The 18745-nt window shown below is 72.6% G+C and carries 18 protein-coding genes and 1 other RNA gene; 3 read left to right on the forward strand and 16 right to left on the reverse strand.

Annotated features, from left to right (window positions below; translation table 11 throughout):
• Positions 1-146: 146 nt before the first annotated feature.
• The 9 genes from ETD96_RS21285 to ETD96_RS21325 form a co-directional block, all read right to left on the reverse strand.
• Positions 147-1031 (reverse strand): IclR family transcriptional regulator, encoded by an 885-nt coding sequence (locus ETD96_RS21285; protein ID WP_138638229.1) that lies wholly within the window; start codon positions 1029-1031, stop codon positions 147-149.
• A 4-nt stretch (positions 1032-1035) separates the two neighbouring features.
• The gene (locus ETD96_RS21290; protein WP_138638230.1) at positions 1036-2517 is read right to left on the reverse strand and encodes an aldehyde dehydrogenase family protein; all 1482 of its coding nucleotides are present in this window, start codon (positions 2515-2517) and stop codon (positions 1036-1038) included.
• A 1-nt stretch (position 2518) separates the two neighbouring features.
• Positions 2519-3940 (reverse strand): aldehyde dehydrogenase family protein, encoded by a 1422-nt coding sequence (locus ETD96_RS21295; protein ID WP_138638231.1) that lies wholly within the window; start codon positions 3938-3940, stop codon positions 2519-2521.
• Positions 3937-5148 (reverse strand): FAD-dependent oxidoreductase, encoded by a 1212-nt coding sequence (locus ETD96_RS21300; RefSeq protein WP_138638232.1) that lies wholly within the window; start codon positions 5146-5148, stop codon positions 3937-3939. Before ETD96_RS21300 ends, ETD96_RS21295 begins: the two co-directional genes overlap by 4 nt.
• Positions 5145-5909, reverse strand: coding sequence for a maleate cis-trans isomerase family protein (locus tag ETD96_RS21305; protein WP_138638233.1), 765 nt, complete (start codon positions 5907-5909; stop codon positions 5145-5147). The genes ETD96_RS21300 and ETD96_RS21305 overlap by 4 nt, the downstream gene beginning before the upstream one ends.
• On the reverse strand, positions 5906-6199 hold the full coding sequence (locus ETD96_RS44945) for a hypothetical protein (RefSeq protein WP_171069155.1): 294 nt from the start codon (positions 6197-6199) through the stop codon (positions 5906-5908). Before ETD96_RS44945 ends, ETD96_RS21305 begins: the two co-directional genes overlap by 4 nt.
• Positions 6196-7263: a class I SAM-dependent methyltransferase gene (locus tag ETD96_RS21315; RefSeq protein WP_138638234.1), complete on the reverse strand. Its 1068-nt coding sequence runs from the start codon at positions 7261-7263 to the stop codon at positions 6196-6198. The genes ETD96_RS44945 and ETD96_RS21315 overlap by 4 nt, the downstream gene beginning before the upstream one ends.
• A 135-nt stretch (positions 7264-7398) precedes the next feature.
• Positions 7399-8565 (reverse strand): FAD-dependent oxidoreductase, encoded by a 1167-nt coding sequence (locus ETD96_RS21320; RefSeq protein ID WP_138638235.1) that lies wholly within the window; start codon positions 8563-8565, stop codon positions 7399-7401.
• Positions 8566-8614: 49 nt separating this feature from the next.
• Positions 8615-9196, reverse strand: coding sequence for a TetR/AcrR family transcriptional regulator (locus ETD96_RS21325; RefSeq protein ID WP_138638236.1), 582 nt, complete (start codon positions 9194-9196; stop codon positions 8615-8617).
• 243 nt (positions 9197-9439) lie between these two features.
• Here ETD96_RS21325 and ETD96_RS21330 point away from each other — a divergent pair, with 243 nt between their 5' ends.
• Complete coding sequence (locus tag ETD96_RS21330; protein WP_138638237.1) at positions 9440-9853, forward strand: hypothetical protein; 414 nt, start codon at positions 9440-9442, stop codon at positions 9851-9853.
• A gap of 269 nt (positions 9854-10122) precedes the next feature.
• Entirely contained in the window at positions 10123-10857 is a 735-nt protein-coding gene (locus tag ETD96_RS21335) for a hypothetical protein (RefSeq protein ID WP_138638238.1), read from the forward strand.
• 201 nt (positions 10858-11058) lie between these two features.
• On the opposite strand, the gene ssrA is transcribed toward ETD96_RS21335, so the two are convergent.
• The 6 genes from ssrA to ftsE form a co-directional block, all read right to left on the reverse strand.
• Positions 11059-11431, reverse strand: a transfer-messenger RNA (tmRNA) gene (gene ssrA / locus ETD96_RS21340).
• A gap of 324 nt (positions 11432-11755) precedes the next feature.
• On the reverse strand, positions 11756-13690 hold the full coding sequence (locus tag ETD96_RS21345) for a penicillin-binding transpeptidase domain-containing protein (RefSeq protein ID WP_138638239.1): 1935 nt from the start codon (positions 13688-13690) through the stop codon (positions 11756-11758).
• Positions 13691-13699: 9 nt separating this feature from the next.
• Complete coding sequence (smpB, locus tag ETD96_RS21350; protein ID WP_138638240.1) at positions 13700-14200, reverse strand: SsrA-binding protein SmpB; 501 nt, start codon at positions 14198-14200, stop codon at positions 13700-13702.
• A 25-nt stretch (positions 14201-14225) separates the two neighbouring features.
• A complete protein-coding gene (locus ETD96_RS21355; protein ID WP_240807966.1) occupies positions 14226-15437 on the reverse strand; it encodes a S41 family peptidase in 1212 nt (403 codons plus the stop codon).
• A gap of 63 nt (positions 15438-15500) precedes the next feature.
• Positions 15501-16406, reverse strand: coding sequence for a permease-like cell division protein FtsX (gene ftsX / locus ETD96_RS21360; RefSeq protein WP_138638241.1), 906 nt, complete (start codon positions 16404-16406; stop codon positions 15501-15503).
• A gap of 132 nt (positions 16407-16538) precedes the next feature.
• Complete coding sequence (gene ftsE / locus ETD96_RS21365) at positions 16539-17228, reverse strand: cell division ATP-binding protein FtsE (RefSeq protein ID WP_021597771.1); 690 nt, start codon at positions 17226-17228, stop codon at positions 16539-16541.
• A 408-nt stretch (positions 17229-17636) separates the two neighbouring features.
• Between ftsE and ETD96_RS21370 the strand changes: the two genes are divergently transcribed.
• Positions 17637-17822, forward strand: coding sequence for a hypothetical protein (locus tag ETD96_RS21370; RefSeq protein ID WP_138638242.1), 186 nt, complete (start codon positions 17637-17639; stop codon positions 17820-17822).
• A 24-nt stretch (positions 17823-17846) separates the two neighbouring features.
• Here ETD96_RS21370 and ETD96_RS44950 read toward each other — a convergent pair.
• On the reverse strand, positions 17847-18745 hold an 899-nt coding region (locus tag ETD96_RS44950; protein WP_171069156.1), incomplete at its 5' end, for a DUF8094 domain-containing protein.

Raw genomic sequence — 18745 nt, forward strand, 5'->3', positions numbered from 1 at the left:
CCGCCGTCCCGTCCCACCGCCGCGCGCCGCCGGGAGGCCGACGGAAGCGGGCACGTCCAGCGGCCCAACTCCCCCCTCCAACCGCGGGTCACCGTAGGCCGCGACGGCGGCGTCCAGATCGGCGGTGACGACGGTGACGGAGGCGATCACCGCGACCGCGCCCGGTCGGCCTGCGCACCGGCCTGCGCACCCTGCCCGCCGACCTGCCCGCCGACCTGCCCGCCGACCTGCGCGGTCAGGTCGGCGGCGGCCTGCTGCACCAGGTCCGCGAGCCGGTCGACCTCGCCGCGGAACCGCTCCAGCGGCCCGGCGATCGAGATCACGGCGAGCGGCGTCCCGGTGGGGCCGAACACCGGCGCGGCCACCGAGCCCGCGCTCGGGTCGCGCTCGCCGTAGGAGATCGCGTAACCGACCTCGGCGATGTGCGCCAGTTCCTCGCGCAGCGTGGGGCGCTGCGTGATGGTGTTGCCGGTCAGCTTGCTCATGGGCTGCGACGCCAGGTACTGCTCGCGTTCGGCCGGGTCCAGGAAGGCCAGGAACGCCTTGGACGACGCGCCCGCGTGCAGCGGGAACGCGGCGCCGAGCTGCACCATCATCTTCACGTCGCGGTCGGGGGTGACCTGGTCGACGTAGACCCGGTGCCAGCCCGAGCGGGTGGACAGCGTCGTCGTCTCCTGGGTCGCCCGCGACAGCTCGGTGAGGACCGGGCGCGCCTCGGCGCGGATGTCGATCCGGTCGAGGTAGCCGAGCGCGAGGCTGACGATGCGGGGCCCGAGGCTGTACCGGCGGGTCGACGGGTGGAACGTGATGAAGCCCTTGGCCCGGCAGCTCGTCAGGCTCCGGTGGACGACCGCCTTGGACAGCCCGAGCCCGTCGGCGATCTCGGTGACGCCGAGCGTGGGCCGTCCCGCCTCGCCGAGGTAGATGAGGATGTCGAGGACCCGGTCGACCCCCGTGACCGTCTGGCCCTTGACCGGTTCGGCGCTGTCCGCGCCCTCGTTGACGCCGCCGCCGACGCTCACAGTGGACATCCCATCACCCGACCAGGTGGAAGCTCTGGTACTGGACATACGCCTCGAAACCCTCCGGGCCGAGTTCCGTGCCGAGCCCGCTCGACCGGCGCCCCGCGAACGGCGCGGCCGTGTTGAAACCGAACCCGTTGACGCCGACCGTGCCCGTGTCCAGCCGCGCCGCCACCCGCAGGGCGCGGGCCTCGTCGGCGCTCCACACCGACCCGGCCAGGCCGAAGTCGGTGTCGTTGGCGATGGCGACGGCCTCGTCCTCGTCGGACGCCGGAATGATCGTCACGACGGGGCCGAAGACCTCCTCCTGGCAGATCCGCATCTCGCTGCGCGCCTCGGTGAACACGGCGGGCGTCAGGTAGAACCCGTCGTCCAGGCCCTTCGGGCGCTCCCCGCCGGACACCAGCCGGGCGCCCTCGGCCCGGCCCGCGGCGATCAGCCCCTCGACGCGGTCGCGGTGCGCGGCCGAGATGAGCGGGCCGAGCCGGGTGGCGGGGTCGAACGGGTCGCCGACGGGCAGCGAGGCCGACACCTCCGCGACCCGCTCGGTGACCTCCGCGAGCATGGCGCGCGGGACGATCACGCGGCTCTGGATGAAGCAGTTCTGCCCGGTGAAGGTGTAGGCGAGGAACGGCAGCGCCGCGGCGAACCGGTCGAGGTCGGCGTCGTCCAGCAGGACGGCGGCGGACTTGCCGCCGAGTTCGAGGACCACGGGGGTGAGCGCGGCGGCGCAGCGGGCCGCGATGTGCCGCCCCGCCTCCGACGACCCGGTGAAGCCGACGATGTCGACGCCCGGATGGCCGACGAGGGCCTCGCCCGTCTCCCGTCCGCCGGTGACCACGTTGACCACTCCCGGGGGCAGCCCGGCCGCGGCGGCGCACTCGGCGAACAGGAATGCCTCCAGCGGTGCCTGAGGGGGCGGTTTCAGCACCACCGTACCGCCTAGCGCGAGGGTCGGCCCGATCTTGTACATGCCCATCGGCAGCGTCCCGTTGTAGGGCACGATCGCCGCCGTGACCCCGCGCGGGCCGCGGCGCACGATCGAGCGCCGGACGCTGCCGGGGCCCCGCCGTTCCGGCACCGGGCGCACCTCGTCGACGACGAGCGAGCGGGCGATCCCCGCGTAGTAGCGCAGCAGTTCCGCGGCCCGGTTCGCACGGGCGGGCGCGCCGCCGACCGGCCGCCCGATCTCGTGGGCGAGCAGCACGGTCAGCTCGGCGTCGCGCTCCTGCAGCAGGTCGGCGAGCCGCTCCAGCGCGGCGGCCCGGTCGGCCGGCTCCCAGGTGCGCCAGCCGCGCGGGTCGGCGAAGGCGGCGCGGGCGGACGCGACGGCCGCGTCCACGTCGGCGGCCGACCCGTCCGGGACGCTGCCGACGACCGTCCCGTCGGACGGGGAGACGATCTCGACGACCGCGCGGGACCGGGCCGGGACGACCCGCCCGTCCACGAACAGTCCGTCGCGGTGCGCGATCTCGGGGGCGAGCGCGGGACGCATCTCAGTCCTTCCGGTAGCCGGCGGGGACGCCGGGCGACGTGGAGAGCCACACGCTCTTGGTCCAGGTGTAGAGGTGGACGGCGTCGGTACCGCCCTCGCGCCCGTACCCGGACGCGCCGACGCCGCCGAACGGCACCATGTCGGACAGGATGCGGTAGGTGTTCACCCAGACCGTCCCCACCCGGAGGGCGTCGGCGAGGCGGTGGGCGCGTCCCGGATCGCCGGTCCACACCCCCGCGCCGAGCCCGAACCGGGTGTCGTGGGCGAGGCGGACGGCGTCGTCCTCGTCGTCGAACGGCTCGGCGCACAGCACCGGGCCGAAGACCTCCTCGGTGAGCAGCGGGTCGCCGGCGGGGACGCCGGTGAACACGGTCGGCGCCACCCAGTTGCCGCCCGCCAGCTCCGGCTCGGCGGGCGTCCCGGCCCGCGCGACGACGCGCGCGCCCCGGGCGGTGCCGCCGTCCACGAACGCGCGGGTCTTGGCGGCCTGGGCGGCGGTCACCTGCGGCCCGACCTGGGTGCCGGCCGCGCGCGGGTCCCCGACGCGCAGCTCCCCGACCCGCCGCGCGACGCGCTCCAGGACGTCGGGGAACACCTCGCGCTGCACGTACAGCCGCGAGCCGGCGATGCACATCTGCCCGCACGACCCGGTGAAGCCCTCGACGACCCCGGCCGCCGCGGCGTCCAGGTCGGCGTCGGCGAACACCAGCTGCGGCGACTTCCCGCCGAGCTCCAGCGCGGACGGCGCGAAGTGCGCGGCCGCGGCGGCGCCGACGCGGGCGCCGGTGGCGTCCGAGCCGGTGAACACCACCAGCCGGACGCGGGGATCCTCGACGAGCGCGCGGCCGACGTCGCCGCCGCCGTGCACGACCTGCGCGACGCCCGCGGGATGCCCGGCCTCGGCGAGGACCTCGCCGACGATCCGGCCGAGCAGCAGGGCGGTGAGCGGGGTCTCGGCGGCGGGCTTGAGCACGACGGCGTTGCCGAACGCGAGCGCGGGCGCGATCTTCTTCGCGGCGAAGAAGTACGGGACGTTCCACGGGATGATCCCCGCGACGACCCCGTACGGCTCCCGCGTCGTGTACGTGTGGAACGGGCCCGGGACCGGCACGACCGTGCCGTGCGCCTTGTCGGCCCACCCGCCGTAGTACTCGAAGCACGCGGCGGCACGGTCGGCCTCGCGGCGCGTGTCCGCCGGGAGCTTGCCGGTGTTCAGCGTCTCCAGCTCGGCGATCTCGGCGGCGCGGGCCCGCATCCGGCGGCCGATCTCCACCAGCAGGCGGCCCCGCTCGGACGCCGGGACCGCCCGCCAGTGCGGCGCGGCGGCCTCGGCGGCGCGCAGCACCGCGTCCAGCCCGTTCGGGGTCGTCGCGGCGACGTCCTCGATCACCTCGCCCGTGATGGGCGACAGGACGGCGGTCAACGGCTCACTCCTTCGACTGCGTCGAGCATGCTCAGGGCGCTCAGGTGGCGGGTGCCGGCGGCCGGGTCGGCGGCGGTCGCGGCGAGGTCCCGGAGCCGGGCGAGGCGGGCGTCCCGGGCGGTGGCGTCGACGCCCGCGCGCACGGTCCGGGTCGCCGGCTGGACGACGCGGACGGCGGCGTCCCGGCGGGCGGCCGCGTACGCGTCCGCGGCGGCGTCGCCGTCGCCGCCCGCCCGCAGCGCCGGGCCGAGCCGGGCGGCGAGGTCGAACGCGTCGTGGACGCCGGAGTTCAGCCCCATCCCGCCGGTCGTGCTGGACAGGTGGGCGGCGTCGCCCGCGAGCAGCAGCCGGCCGGCGCGGAACCGGTCGGCGACCCGCTGGTGGCTCCGGTAGAACTGGTGCTGCTGGAGCGGGTCGCGGGCCCAGCTCCGGTCCCCGACCAGCAGGTCGAGGGCGTCCGCCAGTTCGGGGTGGGGCCCCTCGGCCCCGGTGGTAGGCGCGCCGTCGGTGGCGGCGGTGGTGCTGATCGCGACGCGCCACACGTCCGGGGTGCGGATGAGGGACAGCCGGCCGCGGGGGCCGCTCCAGTAGGAGACGGGGCCGAGGTCGTCCACCGCGTCCTCGAACGGGAACGGCGTGGCGGCGACCAGGCTCTGCGACGGGTAGGTGTCGCCGGGGAAGCCGATCCCGGCGAGCTTGCGCAGCGCGCTGTGCGCCCCGTCGGCGGCGACGACGTACGGCGCGGTCAGGCGGGAGCCGCCGGCCAGCGTCACGGTCGCGGCGGTCGCGCCGTCCTCCGCGCCGGTCAGGCCGACGACGCGGTGCTCCTGGCGCAGGTCCACGTCCGGGGACGCCTCGGCCAGGTCGCGCAACCGCCGCAGCAGCTTGTACTGCTCGTACTGGACGCGGAACGGGAACGGCGTCCGTCCCTCCAGCACGCCGTAGTCGAAGGTCGCGCGGTCGGGCAGTTGCAGGTCGCGGAACTGCAGGCGGTCCACGCGGACGCCGTGGGCGACGGCGTCCGCCGCGGCGCCGACGCGGTCCAGCAGCGCCAGCGTCGGCGGGTGCAGCGTCGAGCCGCGCCATTCCTTGCGCACCCCGGCCTGCTCGGCCTCCAGCACGGTGACGGGCACCCGCTCGGCGGCCAGCGCGAGCGCAGCGGCCAGGCCGACGGGGCCCGCCCCGACGACGATCACGGGCGCGGTCATCGAGCCCCGCCTTCCTGGTCGAGGGCCGGGGGCCGCGTGCGGGCCTCCTCGGCCAGCCGGGCGAGCGCTCCGGTCGACGCGGCGAGCGCCTGCGAGGCGTCCGCCGCGTGCAGCAGGGCCCACGTCCCGGCGAGGTTGGACGACAGCAGCAGCGAGCCGGCAGGGGTCAGCTCGTCGAGCACGCCGAGGCTCGCCGCCCCGGTGCCCGCGACCACGACGGCGTGCCCGGGTCCGGCGGTGCCGGAGCCCAGCGCGGCCCGCACCGCAGCCCGCACGTCGCCGTCGCCGGTGGCGTAGATGGGGCGGCCGCCCCGCACTTCGTGGACGTCCACCCGCATCCCGGCCGCGCGCCAGAACTCCGCGCACTGGCCGGTGAGCCAGGACGGGTAGGGCGACACGATCGACACGCGGCTCACGTCGGCGGCGCGCAGCGCGCCGAGCAGGGCGCCCGCCGAGGTGACGACGGGGACGCCGTACCGCTCCGCGAGCGCGTCCGACCACCGCCGGTCGCCGTCCGGACCGAGCCGGTACGTCGCACCGGTGCAGGCGACGAGCACCGCGGCCAGGTCCAGCCCGGCCAGGGACGCGATCGCCTCGCCCGCGTTGGCCCCGTACCAGTCGAGGCGGGCGGGCAGGTCCAGGCCCGGCGGCGCCGCCATCCGCGCCACGTACGGGTCGACGCCCGGCGGCAGCAGCCGCCGGGTCTCCGGTTCGACGGTGGGGTTCGCGGACGGCACCACGACCCCGACGCGGACCGTCACGTGGCCAGCCCGCCGAACACGCGCCGGATGAAGGCGTCCCGGTCGGCGCGGTCGCCGGCCCCGCCGGCCGCGGCCGCGTCGAACTCGTCCGGTTCGATCGCGTCCGGCGACACGACCATGCCCCCGGCCACGAGCTGCGCCTCCAGCGCGGCCAGGCGGCGGCGCGTCGCCCACAGCTCGGCGGCGAGCTGGACGCTGATCTGCATGAGCTGGTCGTTGACGCCCTCGCCGACGAAGGCGCCGAGCGGCTGCGGGCCCTCCACCCGCCAGTTCCCGGTGGTCTCGCTCATGCCGTGCACACCCACGTCGCCGTCCGGCCGTTGGTGAACTCGACCGCCGCGAACAGCCGCTCCAGTTCGGCGCCGATCCCGCCGTGCACGAACCGGAACGCGAACGGCTCGCCGTTGAAGCGGGTGTCGAAGTCGCGGTCGTAGGTCGCCCACGGGTCCGGCGGGTCGTCGGGCTGGCGCATCTCGTGGACGATGAGGACGCCGCCGGGCCGCAGCACCCGCCGCGCCTCGGCGACCGCGCGCAGCGCGACGTCCCAGGGGACCTCGTGCAGGATCGTGCCGAGATAGGCGACGTCGAAGGTGCCGTCGGGGAAGCGCAGGTCCTCGGCCAGCCGCTGGGCGAAGACGACATCGGCGCCGAGCCGGACGGCGCGGGCGTGCGCGTACCGCAGCAGCGGCGCGGCGGCGTCGATCCCCCACACCTCGGCGTCCGGCCAGCGCTCCTTGAAGGCCACGGTCATGGCGCCGATGGAGCAGGCGATGTCCAGGACGCGCGCGACGGACCCGTCCGCGGGGGCGGGCACCTCCCGGGCACGGGCGATCTTGGCCTCGTCGCGGTCGTTGGTCCCGAGATGGAAGACCTTGGTGCCGTAGTGGTAGATGTACCCGGCGAGCGGCTCGTCGTGGTAGCCGCCCGGCTGGCGGTGGAAGTGCACGTCGGCGGAGTAGCCGGGGTGCTCCCAGTCCTCGGCGAGTTCCAGGCGGCCGGGGCCGCGCCCTTCGGCGTCGTCCAGCTCGGCCTCCAGCGCCGGACGCAGCGGCTCGTAGGCCGCCACCACCTGCGCCCAGTTCAGGTCCTGGGTGGAGCGCAGCAACCGGTTCCGCAGCCCGACCAGCGGCACGGACTCGGCCACGGCCCGCAGATCGTCCAGGTTCTCCGGACGCCGTTCGGCGGCCCGCTCCCGGACCGCGCCCGCCGCCACGGGGTTGATCTCCCTCAGGGTGAAGCGGCGCAGTCCCTCGACGAAGTCGAGGCGGCTCTCGCCGTCGAACTCCGGGATGGCCGTCATCGTGCCGAGCCGCCCGCGCGGCGCCGCCTCACTCGATCCTGAACCTGGACGCATGAACCAATCCCCTTGTCCGTCGAATTGATCCGCCCAGCGGAACAGGCGTTCCGCTCATGTGGAACGTGACCTTAACAACAGCCGAGCCGCCGTGTACATCCCTCACCTGCGCCTTTTATCGGCGAAGTGGCGGGGTCAGCGGTCGACGAGGCGGCTGAGCCGGTAGATCATCTTGCGGTTCACCGGGGGGATCGCGGTGAGGGGGAGGACCATGTCCCGGAGGGCGCCCTTCCACGGAGCGCGCTCGGTGGCGAGGGCGTTGAGGCGCCGCGTGGCGCCGACGGCGTCCTCGGCGATCGGGCGGCGGACGCGTTCATAGGAGTCGAGGGCGTCCTCCGCCCGGTTCATGGCCTTCACCAGGACCTCGCCCAGGGTGATCCCGTCCTGGATGCCCAGGTTCATTCCCTGGCCGATGATGGGGCTGTTGACGTGGGCGGCGTCGCCGGCCAGGAAGACCCGGCCCGCGCGGAACCGCTCCGCCACCCGGTGGTGGATCCTGGTGTGGGAGTCGTGCGCCACGCGGAGCACCCGGACGGCCCGCTGTGCCGGGGCGCGCTGCCGCAGCAGCGCCTCCGCGGCACCGGCGGTCATCTCGTCGGGCAGCCGGTCGACCGACAGGCAGACCCGGTGCAGCCTCCCCGGCATCCGCCCCATGATCACGGCGCCGGGCCGCGCGAAGAACAGGTGGATCTCATCCGCGGGGGACCCACCGCCCAGCTCCATGTCGGCCAGGACGAACCGCTGGTGGAAGGTCTCCCCGGGGAAGGGGATCCCGGCCATCCTCCGGACGTCGCTGCGCGTGCCGTCCGCGCCGACGAGGTACTTCGCGCGGACGGTGTGCTCCTCCCCTCCGGCGTCCGCCACCACCGCGACGACCTCGTCATCGGCCTGCTCCATGCCGCTCAGCTTCAGGGGCCGGTGGACGCCGCCGCCCAGCTCCCGGAGCCGGGCGAGGATGATCTCCTCGGTGGTGTGCTGCGGCAGGAGGACGGCGTAGGGGAACGCGGTGTCCAGCCGGTCCAACCGCAGGGTGGCGATGTTGCGGTCGCGTTCGCCGGAGAAGATCCTGATCCGCTCGGCGTGGTTGCCGGCCTCCGCCAGCCGTTCGCCGACCTGGATCCGCTGCAGCATCTCCAGCGACCGGGGCAGGGTGCCGACCGCGCGCGAGTAGTTGCCGCCCTCCTCCACACCGTCGATCACGCAGCATTCGATGCCCGCGGCGCACAGCGTCGCGGCCAGGGAGAGTCCGGTGGGCCCGGCACCGGCGATCAGGACATCGGTGGTCTTGGGGAGTCCGGTCATGACACACCTCTCTGGGACGCCGCGCCCCACCCGCCGGGCGCGTTCCGGATTACGGAGCGCCGCCCGTGTAGTAGCGCTGCAGGGTGGGAGCCACCCAGGCGACCAGGTGCTCGGTCTCGGCGGCGGTGAGCGCCGGCAGACCAAGGGCGTAGCGGGTGATCGCCAGCCCGACGAGCTGGCTGGCGGCCAGCGCCGCGCGCAGCTCGGCCTCGTCCTCACCGGCCAGCTCGGCGATCGGGCCGAGCACCTGGCCGGTGAGGAACTCCCGCAGCAGCGCGGCGGCCCGCTCCAGCGTGACCGCCGAGCGGATCAGCCCGAGCAGCGGGCCCGGCGCGTCGACGTCGCCGAGCAGGCCGAGGAAGTAGCGGACGAGCCGCTCGCCGAGTTCGGCCCGCGGCCCGGCGGCCAGGATCGAGACGGCGCGGTCGGGACGGATCACCGCGGCGGCCATCTCGGCGAACAGCTTCTCCTTGGTGCCGAAGAAGTACCGCACGAGCGCGGGATCCACGTCCGCGTCGGCGGCGATCTGCCGCATGCTCGTGGCCTCGTAGCCGCGGGAGGTGAAGCGCGCCGTCGCGGCGCCGAGGATCAGCGCCCGGGTGTCGCTCGGCCCCGGCCTGCGTCCGGCCATCACGCCTCCTCGCACGGCAGCCAGTTCCCCACGTGGGGAATTTTTATTCTACGCATGAGGAATTAGACGTGCAAGGGTCGACCGCGCCCACATCCACGGCAGCACTCACTCCAGCGGACGGGCGAATTCTCGGCTGCGAGTCACATTCCACGCGCGGCGGAAGTCTTTAGGGGGACGCACGCGTGACCTACGCCGCCCACCTCCCCTTCCGAGGGGAGTCCGACGTTCTCAAAGGAGTGACCGTTGCCGTCCCCCACCGCCCACGCCGTTCGCGAACCGGCCGCATCCGCCCCGCCCCGCTTCTACGGGCTGCTGAAAGCCGCCGCCGCCTTCCTGGCGACCGCCATGTTCATCCAGGGAATCACCGCGGGCCTGCTCCTGGACGGCGCCGAGAACGGCGGCGAGACGCACCGGACCACGTCCGGCATCGTCGTCCTGGCCCTCCTCGTCACCGTCGTCGCCGCGATCCTGGTACGGCGCGGCGGCGGATCGGCGCGCCCCCTGGCCACCGGCCTGATCATGACCGTGCTCACCCTCGCCCAGTTCGCTCTCGGCGAGAACGGCGACACCGCCGTCCACGTCCCGCTGGGCGTCGCCCTGATGGGCGGTGCCGCGGCCCTGACCGCACAGGTCTGGAGCCGCGGCACTCCGAGGTAGCACTGCCGGTCAAACGCACGAAGCTCAGCCGCGAGGGAAAAGGAGGGGCGGAGCCAGGTAGAGCGTCTACGGGCGCGGATGGAATCCAGAGCGCCTCGTCGAAGACGTCACGGACGACCCGGATGGCCGGGTCGGGTTCGCCGTACAGCCCTGCCGCATTGGGAGATCCCACAGGACCCCCGTATTGGAACACTATGAGGCGTGATGCTGAACTCGTTCCCGTCTGACCCCATCGTCGCAGTGGTGTAGCCGTGGACAGATATGCCCTGATGGCACGCTTTGTCCGCAGCACCGCTGGGGCGATCGTCTTCCTCCTCATCGGCCTCGGCATGGTGGCGGGCGCCGTCGGCGCGCTCGTGGCGTACCTGCCCGACGGTGACCGTGACCTGCGCGCGTACGAGTTGGCCACGCCCTGCCCCGCCGTCCCGATCGAGCCTGCCGACTGCCTGTGGAAGCAGGAGTTCACGGTGACGGAAGTCGACGACCCTCGCGGCCGGGGCAAGAGGCCGTACACGGTCCTGACGGACGCGGCCGGCCACCGGTGGAGATCGACGTTCGGCAACCCCGGCCCGGTCTGGGGAGAACTCGCCAAGGGCGACCGTGTCACCGGCACCGTCTGGCGCGGCACGCTGACCGAGATCTCGGAGGGGGACGCGTCCCAGAGGACCGGTCAGGTCCCGGCCGACATGCGCGCGCGGAGCGCCGTGCTCACGCTGATCCTGCTACCGTCCGGCCTGATCCTGGCGATCGTGTGCGCCTGGCGGGTTGCGCGGCGCCGCGCGTCCCCCACCCTGACGCCGGGCCAGAGCGCGACCTTCTGGCTCTCGTTCGGGCTGTTGATGGCCGGACTGATCTCCCCGGTCCCCGCTGCCCTTCTCCCGTACGACGGCGAGTTCGAGCACGCCGAGTTCACCGCGCTCATCTGGCTCCCGATCGCCGGCTTCATGGCCGTTCTCGCCCGTCTCCACACCATCCGCGCGCGAGGCGGCCGACCTGTGACCTGACCGCGATACACCGCAACTCAACGAGACGATGCGCTCTGGCGCCAGGTCAAGTACCCGATGGGAAGCCCCCTGGCGCCCAGCCACCTGCAAGCGTCCTGCAACAACCTTCGCAACCACAGTGGCGAGCGCGTCGATCCCACCCAACCGACCAGCGACAGAAACGGCCCGACCATATTCCGGTCGGGCCGTATCTGGTATTACGAGTGGAGGTGGCGGGAATCGAACCCGCGTCCTTCGGTGATGGGTCAGGGCTTCTCCGGGCGCAGCCTGCTTATCGCTTTCTCAGTCCCGGCGCTCACGCAGGCGTGTCGCCGACGGACTCAGTCGCTGTTCGTTTTCCCTACCGGCCCCGCGACCGGGTCGATAGGTGGAGTCTCCTTACGATGCCAGACCCCGGTTCGGAGACGCTACCGGGCTGACAGAGTTCGCTCCTCGCTCAGGCGGCGAGGGCGAACTCGGACTGCTTCTTGTTGGCAGTTATTGGTTTGCTGTCACAGGATTAACGAGGTCACGACAGCAACCCTCGACCCGCTTCCCCTGGCTCGAACGACCGAAGTCGAAGCCGGTCACCCCCATGTTGAGTTGTCAAAGCAGGCGTCCCGGGGGACGTCCGCACGATGACGTTACTAGGGTAACGCGTGCGCGGGCAATCCCATTCCCCGGCCGGACGGGGCCGGACGGCCGTGAGCCCCGGTGGGCGCGGGATGTGCCGCGCCCACCGGGGCCGACCGGCAGGGTCGGGCCGGTCCGGACGGCAGAGCCTCCCCCGAGACGAGGCTCTGGTCTCATCACGGCGACTGAGTCCGCAACCCCCCAAGCGGAGTCTCAGTCACCCGGGAAGACGCACGCGGGCGGGGGGATGGTTGCGTCCCGTCCGTAAAGAGATGCCAAAACCGGCTCAGGAGCGGCCGCCGCCGAGGAACCTGGCGGCGAGCTTCGCGGTGTTGACGGGGCCTTCGACGGCGATCGCGAACGCGCGGTCGCCGCTGGACCCGACGAACCAGGAGACGCCCTTCTTCTCGCCGCCCCGCTCGTAGGCGGTGTAGGCGGCGACGCCGGTGACGTCTCCGGCGACGCGGGCGTGGCGGGCGTTGCCGTGGGTGGCGGTCCGGGTGAGGACGCGTTTGAGGCTGGCGATCGCTTCCGGCGGCAGGCTCTGCGCGGGCGGGGCCTGGACGGTCTTCGGGATGTCCCGGAGGACGTACGGCGGCTTCCAGGTGCCGGTGTACGCGGCGGCGGCGACGAGGGCCATGGACAGCGGGCTCACCTCGACGTTGCCCTCGCCGACCATGGTGGCGGCCTTCTCGCCCTCGTTGGCGGGGGTGGGCACGGAGCCGGTGAACGCGGGGACGGACAGGCCCCAGTCCTTGCCGATGCCGAACTGGCCGGCCTCCCGGACGAGGGCCTGCGCGTCCAGCTTGCCGCCGAGCTGCGCGAGGCTCGTCTTGCAGGACCCGGCGAACGCGTTGGAGAAGGTGGTCTCGCCGCGTGCCTTGTTCGTGAACGTCTTGCCGCCGATGGTGAGGGAGCCGGGGCAGGCGGTCTCGGCGGACGGGTCGAGCCGGACCTGGGAGAACAGGGCCTCGGCGGACACGATCCCGAACGCGAGCCCGGGCGGGTAGTGCCCCTCGAACGCGCGGTTCTCGCCGTTCGTCCCATAGTTGGCCGCGGCGAGGACCTCGCCGGTGCTCGGCCGCACCACGACCATGGACGCCGGGTACCGCAGGCCCTGGAGCGTGCGGTCGGCGCGCCGCTGGTAGGTCGGGTCGAGGGTCGTCTGGACCGGCTCGGGCTGCTGGCCCTCCCAGGACCGCAGCTCCTCGGTGTTCTTGCCGGACTCGTCCTGCGCGACGACGCGGATGGTCGGCGTGCCGGCGAGGCGACGCTGCTGGAGCAGCTGGATGCCGCTGACGCCGATCGTGTCGCCGGGCTGGGAGGGGGCGCCGACCTGCTGCAGCCGGTCGGCGGTGGCCGGGCCGAGGCTGCCGACCAGCTCCGGGGCGTAGGCGGCGGCGATCGGCTCCCTGACCTCCTGGTACTGGAGCCCGGGGATGGCGGCCAGCCGCTTGATGAGCGCGTTGTGCGTCGGGGACTGGAGGGTCAGCAGCGGCAGGAACGTCTGCGGCGGGGCGGAGCGGACCCGGCCGAGCAGGCGGTCGGCGTCCAGCCGGCGGCCGCCGTCGATCTTGGTCTGCTTGGCGAGCAGATCCAGCGTCTTCGCCGGATCGGCGAGCTGGCCCGGGTACACGCCGAAGTTGTAGGCGCGGACCTGGCTCAGCACGGAGCGGCCCCGCGTGTCGGTGATGGGGGCCCGCTTCGGCACCTCGGTCACCACGGCGAGCCGCTGCCCCGGCTTCAGCTTGGTGTTGATGACCGACGGGCTCCAGACGACCTTCCACTTGCCGTCGACGCGCCGCAGGTGCATCAGCCCCGGGTACTCCCACGGCTGGCCGTTCTCGCCGAGGTCGATCTTGACGGTGAAGCGCGCGTCGGCCTCGTCGCCCTTCTTGACGATCTGGTCGACGCCGCCGTCCTCCACCTCGGTGCCGAGGGACAGCCGCAGCGACGCCGCGTCGAGCTGCTGCCGGACGCGGCCGAGCGCCTCCTCGACCTCCTTCTTGTCGGCGCCCACGGTCTTGGAGGCGGCGGCCTCGTAGTTGCCGACCTGCCAGGCGATCAGGAAGTCGCGGACGGCGGGCATCGCGGAAGGCTCGGCGCGGGCGCCCGGCATCATGGTCGCGACGAGCGCGCCGCAGACGGTCAGGCCGCCCAGCCCCATCGCGATCGGCCGCAGCGGTATCCGGCGCCGTTTCCGATGGTCCTGGCTGTTCATCGACACCTTTCACCGTCTCCTGAACCGGGCCGCCGCCGCCTTCTGCATCTCGCGGTCGGCTTCCCGCTTGGCGATGGCCTGGCGCTTGTCGTAGGACTTCTTACCACGGGCCAGCCCGATCTCGACCTTGGCCTTACCGTCCTTGAAGTACAGGGAGAGCGGGATCAGCGTCCACCCCGGTTCGGACGACTTGGCGATGATCTTCTGGATCTCGCGCTTGTGCAGGAGCAGCTTGCGGCGCCGGCGCGGCGCGTGGTTGGTCCAGGTGCCCTGGGTGTACTCGGGGATGTGGACGTGCTCCAGCCACACCTCGCCGTCCATGACGTGGGCGTAGCCGTCCACCAGGGAGGCCCGGCCGGCGCGCAGCGCCTTCACCTCGGTGCCCATGAGCACCATGCCCGCCTCCCACGTGTCGTCTATGTGGTAGTCGTAGCGGGCCCGCTTGTTCTGGGCGATGATCTTCCGCCCGGTGTCCTTCTTGTCTTTCTTGCGCCCGGTGTCCCGTGCCACGTCATCAGTCCTTGTCCGGCCCTCGTCAGTCTTTGCCCGGCATCGTCGCGCGCAGGCCGTGCAGCACCGTCCGGGCGCGCCGCTCGGCCGCGTCCGGCGGGCGGTCGGCGGACACCGCCACGTCGGGTTCGATCCCGACCCCGTCGAGGTTACGGCCGCCCGGGGTGCGGTACCGCCCGACGGTCAGCTCGATGACCGACCCGTCGGCGAGCCCGATCGGTTCCTGGACCGAGCCCTTCCCGTATGTACGCGATCCTACGATCACCGCGCGGTCCCGGTCGCGCAGGGAGCCCGCGACGATCTCCGCGGCGCTCGCGGTGCCCGCGTCCACCAGCACCACGAGCGGAGTGTCGGCGTCGCCGGGCGCGGTGACCGTGCGCCGCTGGACGGGCCTGCCGCGCGGCTCGTAGGTCACCACCGGGCCGCCGGCCAGGAACGCCGACGCCGTCTCGACCGCCTCGTCCAGCAGCCCGCCGGGATTGCCGCGCAGGTCGAGCAGCACCCCGCCGGTCGGCCGGCCGGACGGCGCCCGCCCGGTCACGGCGTCCCGGACCTCGCGGCCCGTGCCGCGGCTGAACGCGCCGACGCGGATGCGGCGCGCGTGGTCCGGGAGATCGGTCACGGTGACGTTCCCTCCAGGGACCGGTGTGCGGACGAGATGGAACCGTTCGGTTCGACGGTCGCGCTCGACGGTTAGTTCGACCGGTTCGTCCGGACGTCCGCGCAGGGCCTCCGCGACCCGGGAGATGTCCCAGCCGTCGACCGGTGTGCTCCCCACGGCGGTGACGACGTCGCCCGCGCGGACACCGGCCCGCGCGGCGGGCGTGCCCGGCTGGACGCTCGCGACCACCGTGCGGGCGCCGTTCCCGTCGGCGTCGCCGCCCGTGCCGCCGAGCCACAGGCCGACGCCGCTGTAGCGGCCGGTCAGCCGGCCCTCGACGTCGTCGTACTCGCGGGCCGGGTAGTAGTGCGCCCACCGGTCGCCGAGGCCGCGCAGCATGCCCTCGATGGCGGCGCGGTCGAGCTCGCCGCGCCCGACCGGCTCCGCCGCGCGGCGGCCGATCTTCGTGGCGGCCTCGTCCAGCACGGAGCCGCCGCCCGCGACGGCCGCGTGCCGGTCCGCGCCGGAGCCGCTCACGACTCCGGCGCCGTAGGCGCAGACGATCGCCGCCGCGACGGCCATGCCGCGCAGCACGTGGCCTGGCCGCCTCCTCAGAAACGGCGCGGACCGAGACATGCGGCAAGTCTAGGGCGGCCGGACGGCCCGGATCCGGCACTTCCCCCGGATCCGGACGGCATGTCAGATCCGCAGGTACCGGCGCAGCGTCAGGAACGACGCCACGGCACAGAGCAGGACACCGAAGCAGATCGACACCACGATGACCGCGATCACCTGGCTCCAGCCGAGCTGGCTGACGAGCTGCACCTGCCCGGCGAGTCTGTCGATCAGCAGTTTCTTGCTGAAGACCAGCAGGATCGAGGCGAACACGCCGCCGATCAGGCCGGCGATCGCGCCCTCCAGGATGAACGGCATCTGGATGTAGGTGTTGGACGCGCCGACCAGCCGCATGATGCCGGTCTCGCGGCGCCGGTTGAACGCCGACAGCCGGACGGTGTTGCCGACCAGCATCACCGCCGCGATCACCTGGATCAGCGCGATCGTCAGCGCGGCCACCTGCAGGCCGTTCAGGATCCGGAAGAACCGCTTCAGGATCTCCTGCTCGTTGATGACCGTGTCGACGCCGGGCTGGCCGAGCATCGCCTGCGCGACCGCCTTGTACTCCTCCGGGTTCTTCAGCTTGACCCGGAACGAGTCGGGGATGTCGCCCTCACGGGTGCTCTCGACGAACCCGGGCGACCCGGCGAAGCGGTCCTTGAACCGCTCGTACGCCTGCTGCTTGTTCTCGTACTCGACGGCGGAGACCTGCGGCATCTTCTCCAGGCTGCCCTTGAGCGTCTGGCGCTGCTGGTCGGTGACGTCCTGCTTCTGGCAGCTGGGGTTGGAGCTCGTCTTGGCGCACAGGAAGATCGAGACCTCGATCTTGTCGTACCAGTAGCTCTTGGACGCGTCGACCTGCTGACGCAGGAGCAGCCCGGTGCCGAAGAGCGCCATGGCGATGGCGACGGTGATGACGAGGGAGATCGTCATCGTCATGTTCCGGCGGAGACCGATCCAGATCTCCTGGAGAACGAACTGTACGCGCATGCCTCGCTGTCCTTGATCGCCTTTGGTCCGCCCGGGCGCCCGGGACGTCGCCATGAGGGAACGCGGCCCGAAGCGGGCGGTCCCCGCCTTCGGGCTGTCGTACGCCCCGGCGGGAATCGTTGGTTCAGATGGTCAGTACGCCTGGCCGTACACGCCGCGCGACTGGTCGCGGACGACCCTGCCGTCCTCCAGCTCGACGACGCGCTTGCGGAACGCGTCGACGATAGCGGCATCGTGGGTGGCCATGACGACGGTGGTGCCGGTCCGGTTGATGCGGTCCAGCACCTTCATGATGCCGATCGAGGTGGCGGGGTCGATGTTCCCCGTGGGCTCGTCCGCCAGCAGGATCATCGGCCGGTTGACGAACGCCCGCGCGATGGCGACGCGCTGCTGCTCGCCGCCGGACAGCTCGTCCGGCATCCGGTGGGCCTTGCCCTCCAGGCCGACGAGGTCGATCACCTCGGGGACGACCTTGCCGATGAAGCGCCGCGGCTTGCCGATCACCTCGAGGGCGAACGCGACGTTCTCGAAGACGTTCTTGTTGGGCAGGAGGCGGAAGTCCTGGAAGACGCAGCCGATCCTGCGGCGCAGGTGCGGCACCTTCCAGTTGCTCAGCCGGCTCAGGTCCTTGCCCGCCACGTGCACGTGACCCTGGGAAGGACGCTCCTCCTTCAGGATGAGGCGCAGGAAGGTCGACTTGCCGGAGCCGGACGGACCCACCAGGAACAGGAACTCGCCCTTCTCGATGGCGACGTTCACATGCTGCAGGGCGGGCCGGTTCTGGCTCGGGTAGACCTTGGTGACGTTGTCGAAATGGATCACGGCTGCATCACGGCGGTTCGCTGTAGGGGTTGGGGAGCGGCCCGGCCCGCGGCCACGGACGCGTCCGTGAGCACTTGCCTGCGCCGCCCGGCTTCACGACCGGGTGGGACGCGGAGCCTTCGAGCAGTGTAGAGGGGACGGGGAACTACCTCGGCCCACTCCGCACGGTACGGGCATCCGGGGGCGTCACTCCATCCGATCGGTGCGTTCCGTCCGATCAGTGCCATGTGAACCGTCTCCCGACGTCCGGCCGTTTCCTACCATCGAGCTCCCGGACTTGCGGGAACGACCCTACAGTCCGGCTACGCTGGATGATGGCGAAAGATACCTAATAAGTGGACGGACACTGAAGAAGCGGACGCTTCGCCTGCACGGACCCGTACCGATCCCGGAGATTGGGGCCACGACATGAGCTGCGACCATCTCATCTGCGCTCGGTGCTCGAACCCGGTGGTGGAAGGGCGCTGCCCGACCTGCCGGGAGGCCCGGTCGGAACTCCACCGGCACGGGCCGTCCCTGCCGCCCGCGCTCGTCCTGGCGATCCTGGTCGGCCTGCTGTTCGCCGCCCTCGTCCTGCAGCGCGTCTACGGCTAGACCCCGCCCCGATCGGGGCCGCGGTTACGGCTTCTTGAGCGGCGGTGTTGCGGCCTTCGTCACAGCTCCGTCGTCGGCGACCATGTGCGCCTTCGGCTGCGGATCGTCCTTCTTCTTCGCCTTGGGCGGGTCGAAGGCGGCGAAGTGCAGCGTCGAGGTGGTGTCGACCTCGTTGCCCTCGACCGTCCCGTCCAGCAGGTGCTCGGCGTCCTCAGGGATCTCCGGCTTGGGGGCGCCCGGCTTCTCGGCGACCAGCGACGTGTTGCGGAACAGCGAGTACACGACCAGCCCGCCGCCGTTCTTCGCCCGCAGCCCGAAGTAGGGGAACGGCGTCGCGGTGTAGACGATCTGGAGCGTCAGGTCGTCCTTCTTGGCCTTCTTCTTGGCGCGCCTGGCGTCCTTGTAGAAGCCGGTCGTCACGGCGTTGGAGGCCATCACCTTGGCGGCGACGCTGCCGCCGCCCTCCGCCGCGATCGTCGCCTGGATCCCGCCGACATCGCGGGGACGGATCAGCAGTGACTCGTCGTCGCTGCCCAGCGCCTCCGCGTAGCCGTCCTTGTCGATCGCGACCTTCGGCTCCTTGGCCTTCTTCTGCAGCGGGGCCGCGAGCGTGAGCTTCCAGTGGTCGGACGGCCCGCGCAGGATGAACGCCATCAGCACCCTGCGCCTGCTCTTGCTCTTGGACTCCCCCAGGACGGACCGGTCGACCGACACCAGGAACCACTGCGGGTAGGCGCCGTCCTTCAGCTTCGGCACGTACAGCTTGGGCTTGCCGTAGACGAAGCGCCGCACCGCGTCGCCGTCGTAGGCGGCCTTGCGGAACTCGGCCGCGGTGAGCTGGGACTGGCCGTCGGACGTCCACGTCAGCGCGAGCCGCTCGTCCTGGCGCTCGCGGTCGCGATCATCCTCAGGAAGCTGTGCAA

Source organism: Actinomadura geliboluensis, assembly GCF_005889745.1.
In the GTDB taxonomy this organism is placed as follows: domain Bacteria; phylum Actinomycetota; class Actinomycetes; order Streptosporangiales; family Streptosporangiaceae; genus Spirillospora; species Spirillospora geliboluensis.

Excerpts from the sequence above, each read along its gene's own strand:
- ETD96_RS21345 (WP_138638239.1), bottom strand. The coding sequence starts at position 13,690 with ATGAACAGCCAGGACCATCGGAAACGGCGCCGGATACCGCTGCGGCCG.
- ETD96_RS21325 (WP_138638236.1), bottom strand. The coding sequence starts at position 9,196 with ATGGCCGGACGCAGGCCGGGGCCGAGCGACACCCGGGCGCTGATCCTC.
- ETD96_RS21355 (WP_240807966.1), bottom strand. The coding sequence starts at position 15,437 with ATGTCTCGGTCCGCGCCGTTTCTGAGGAGGCGGCCAGGCCACGTGCTG.
- ETD96_RS21370 (WP_138638242.1), top strand. The coding sequence starts at position 17,637 with ATGAGCTGCGACCATCTCATCTGCGCTCGGTGCTCGAACCCGGTGGTG.
- ETD96_RS21315 (WP_138638234.1), bottom strand. The coding sequence starts at position 7,263 with ATGCGTCCAGGTTCAGGATCGAGTGAGGCGGCGCCGCGCGGGCGGCTC.
- ETD96_RS21300 (WP_138638232.1), bottom strand. The coding sequence starts at position 5,148 with ATGACCGCGCCCGTGATCGTCGTCGGGGCGGGCCCCGTCGGCCTGGCC.
- ETD96_RS44945 (WP_171069155.1), bottom strand. The coding sequence starts at position 6,199 with ATGAGCGAGACCACCGGGAACTGGCGGGTGGAGGGCCCGCAGCCGCTC.
- ftsX (WP_138638241.1), bottom strand. The coding sequence starts at position 16,406 with ATGCGCGTACAGTTCGTTCTCCAGGAGATCTGGATCGGTCTCCGCCGG.
- ETD96_RS21290 (WP_138638230.1), bottom strand. The coding sequence starts at position 2,517 with ATGCGTCCCGCGCTCGCCCCCGAGATCGCGCACCGCGACGGACTGTTC.
- ETD96_RS21335 (WP_138638238.1), top strand. The coding sequence starts at position 10,123 with ATGGCACGCTTTGTCCGCAGCACCGCTGGGGCGATCGTCTTCCTCCTC.
- ETD96_RS21320 (WP_138638235.1), bottom strand. The coding sequence starts at position 8,565 with ATGACCGGACTCCCCAAGACCACCGATGTCCTGATCGCCGGTGCCGGG.
- ETD96_RS21285 (WP_138638229.1), bottom strand. The coding sequence starts at position 1,031 with ATGTCCACTGTGAGCGTCGGCGGCGGCGTCAACGAGGGCGCGGACAGC.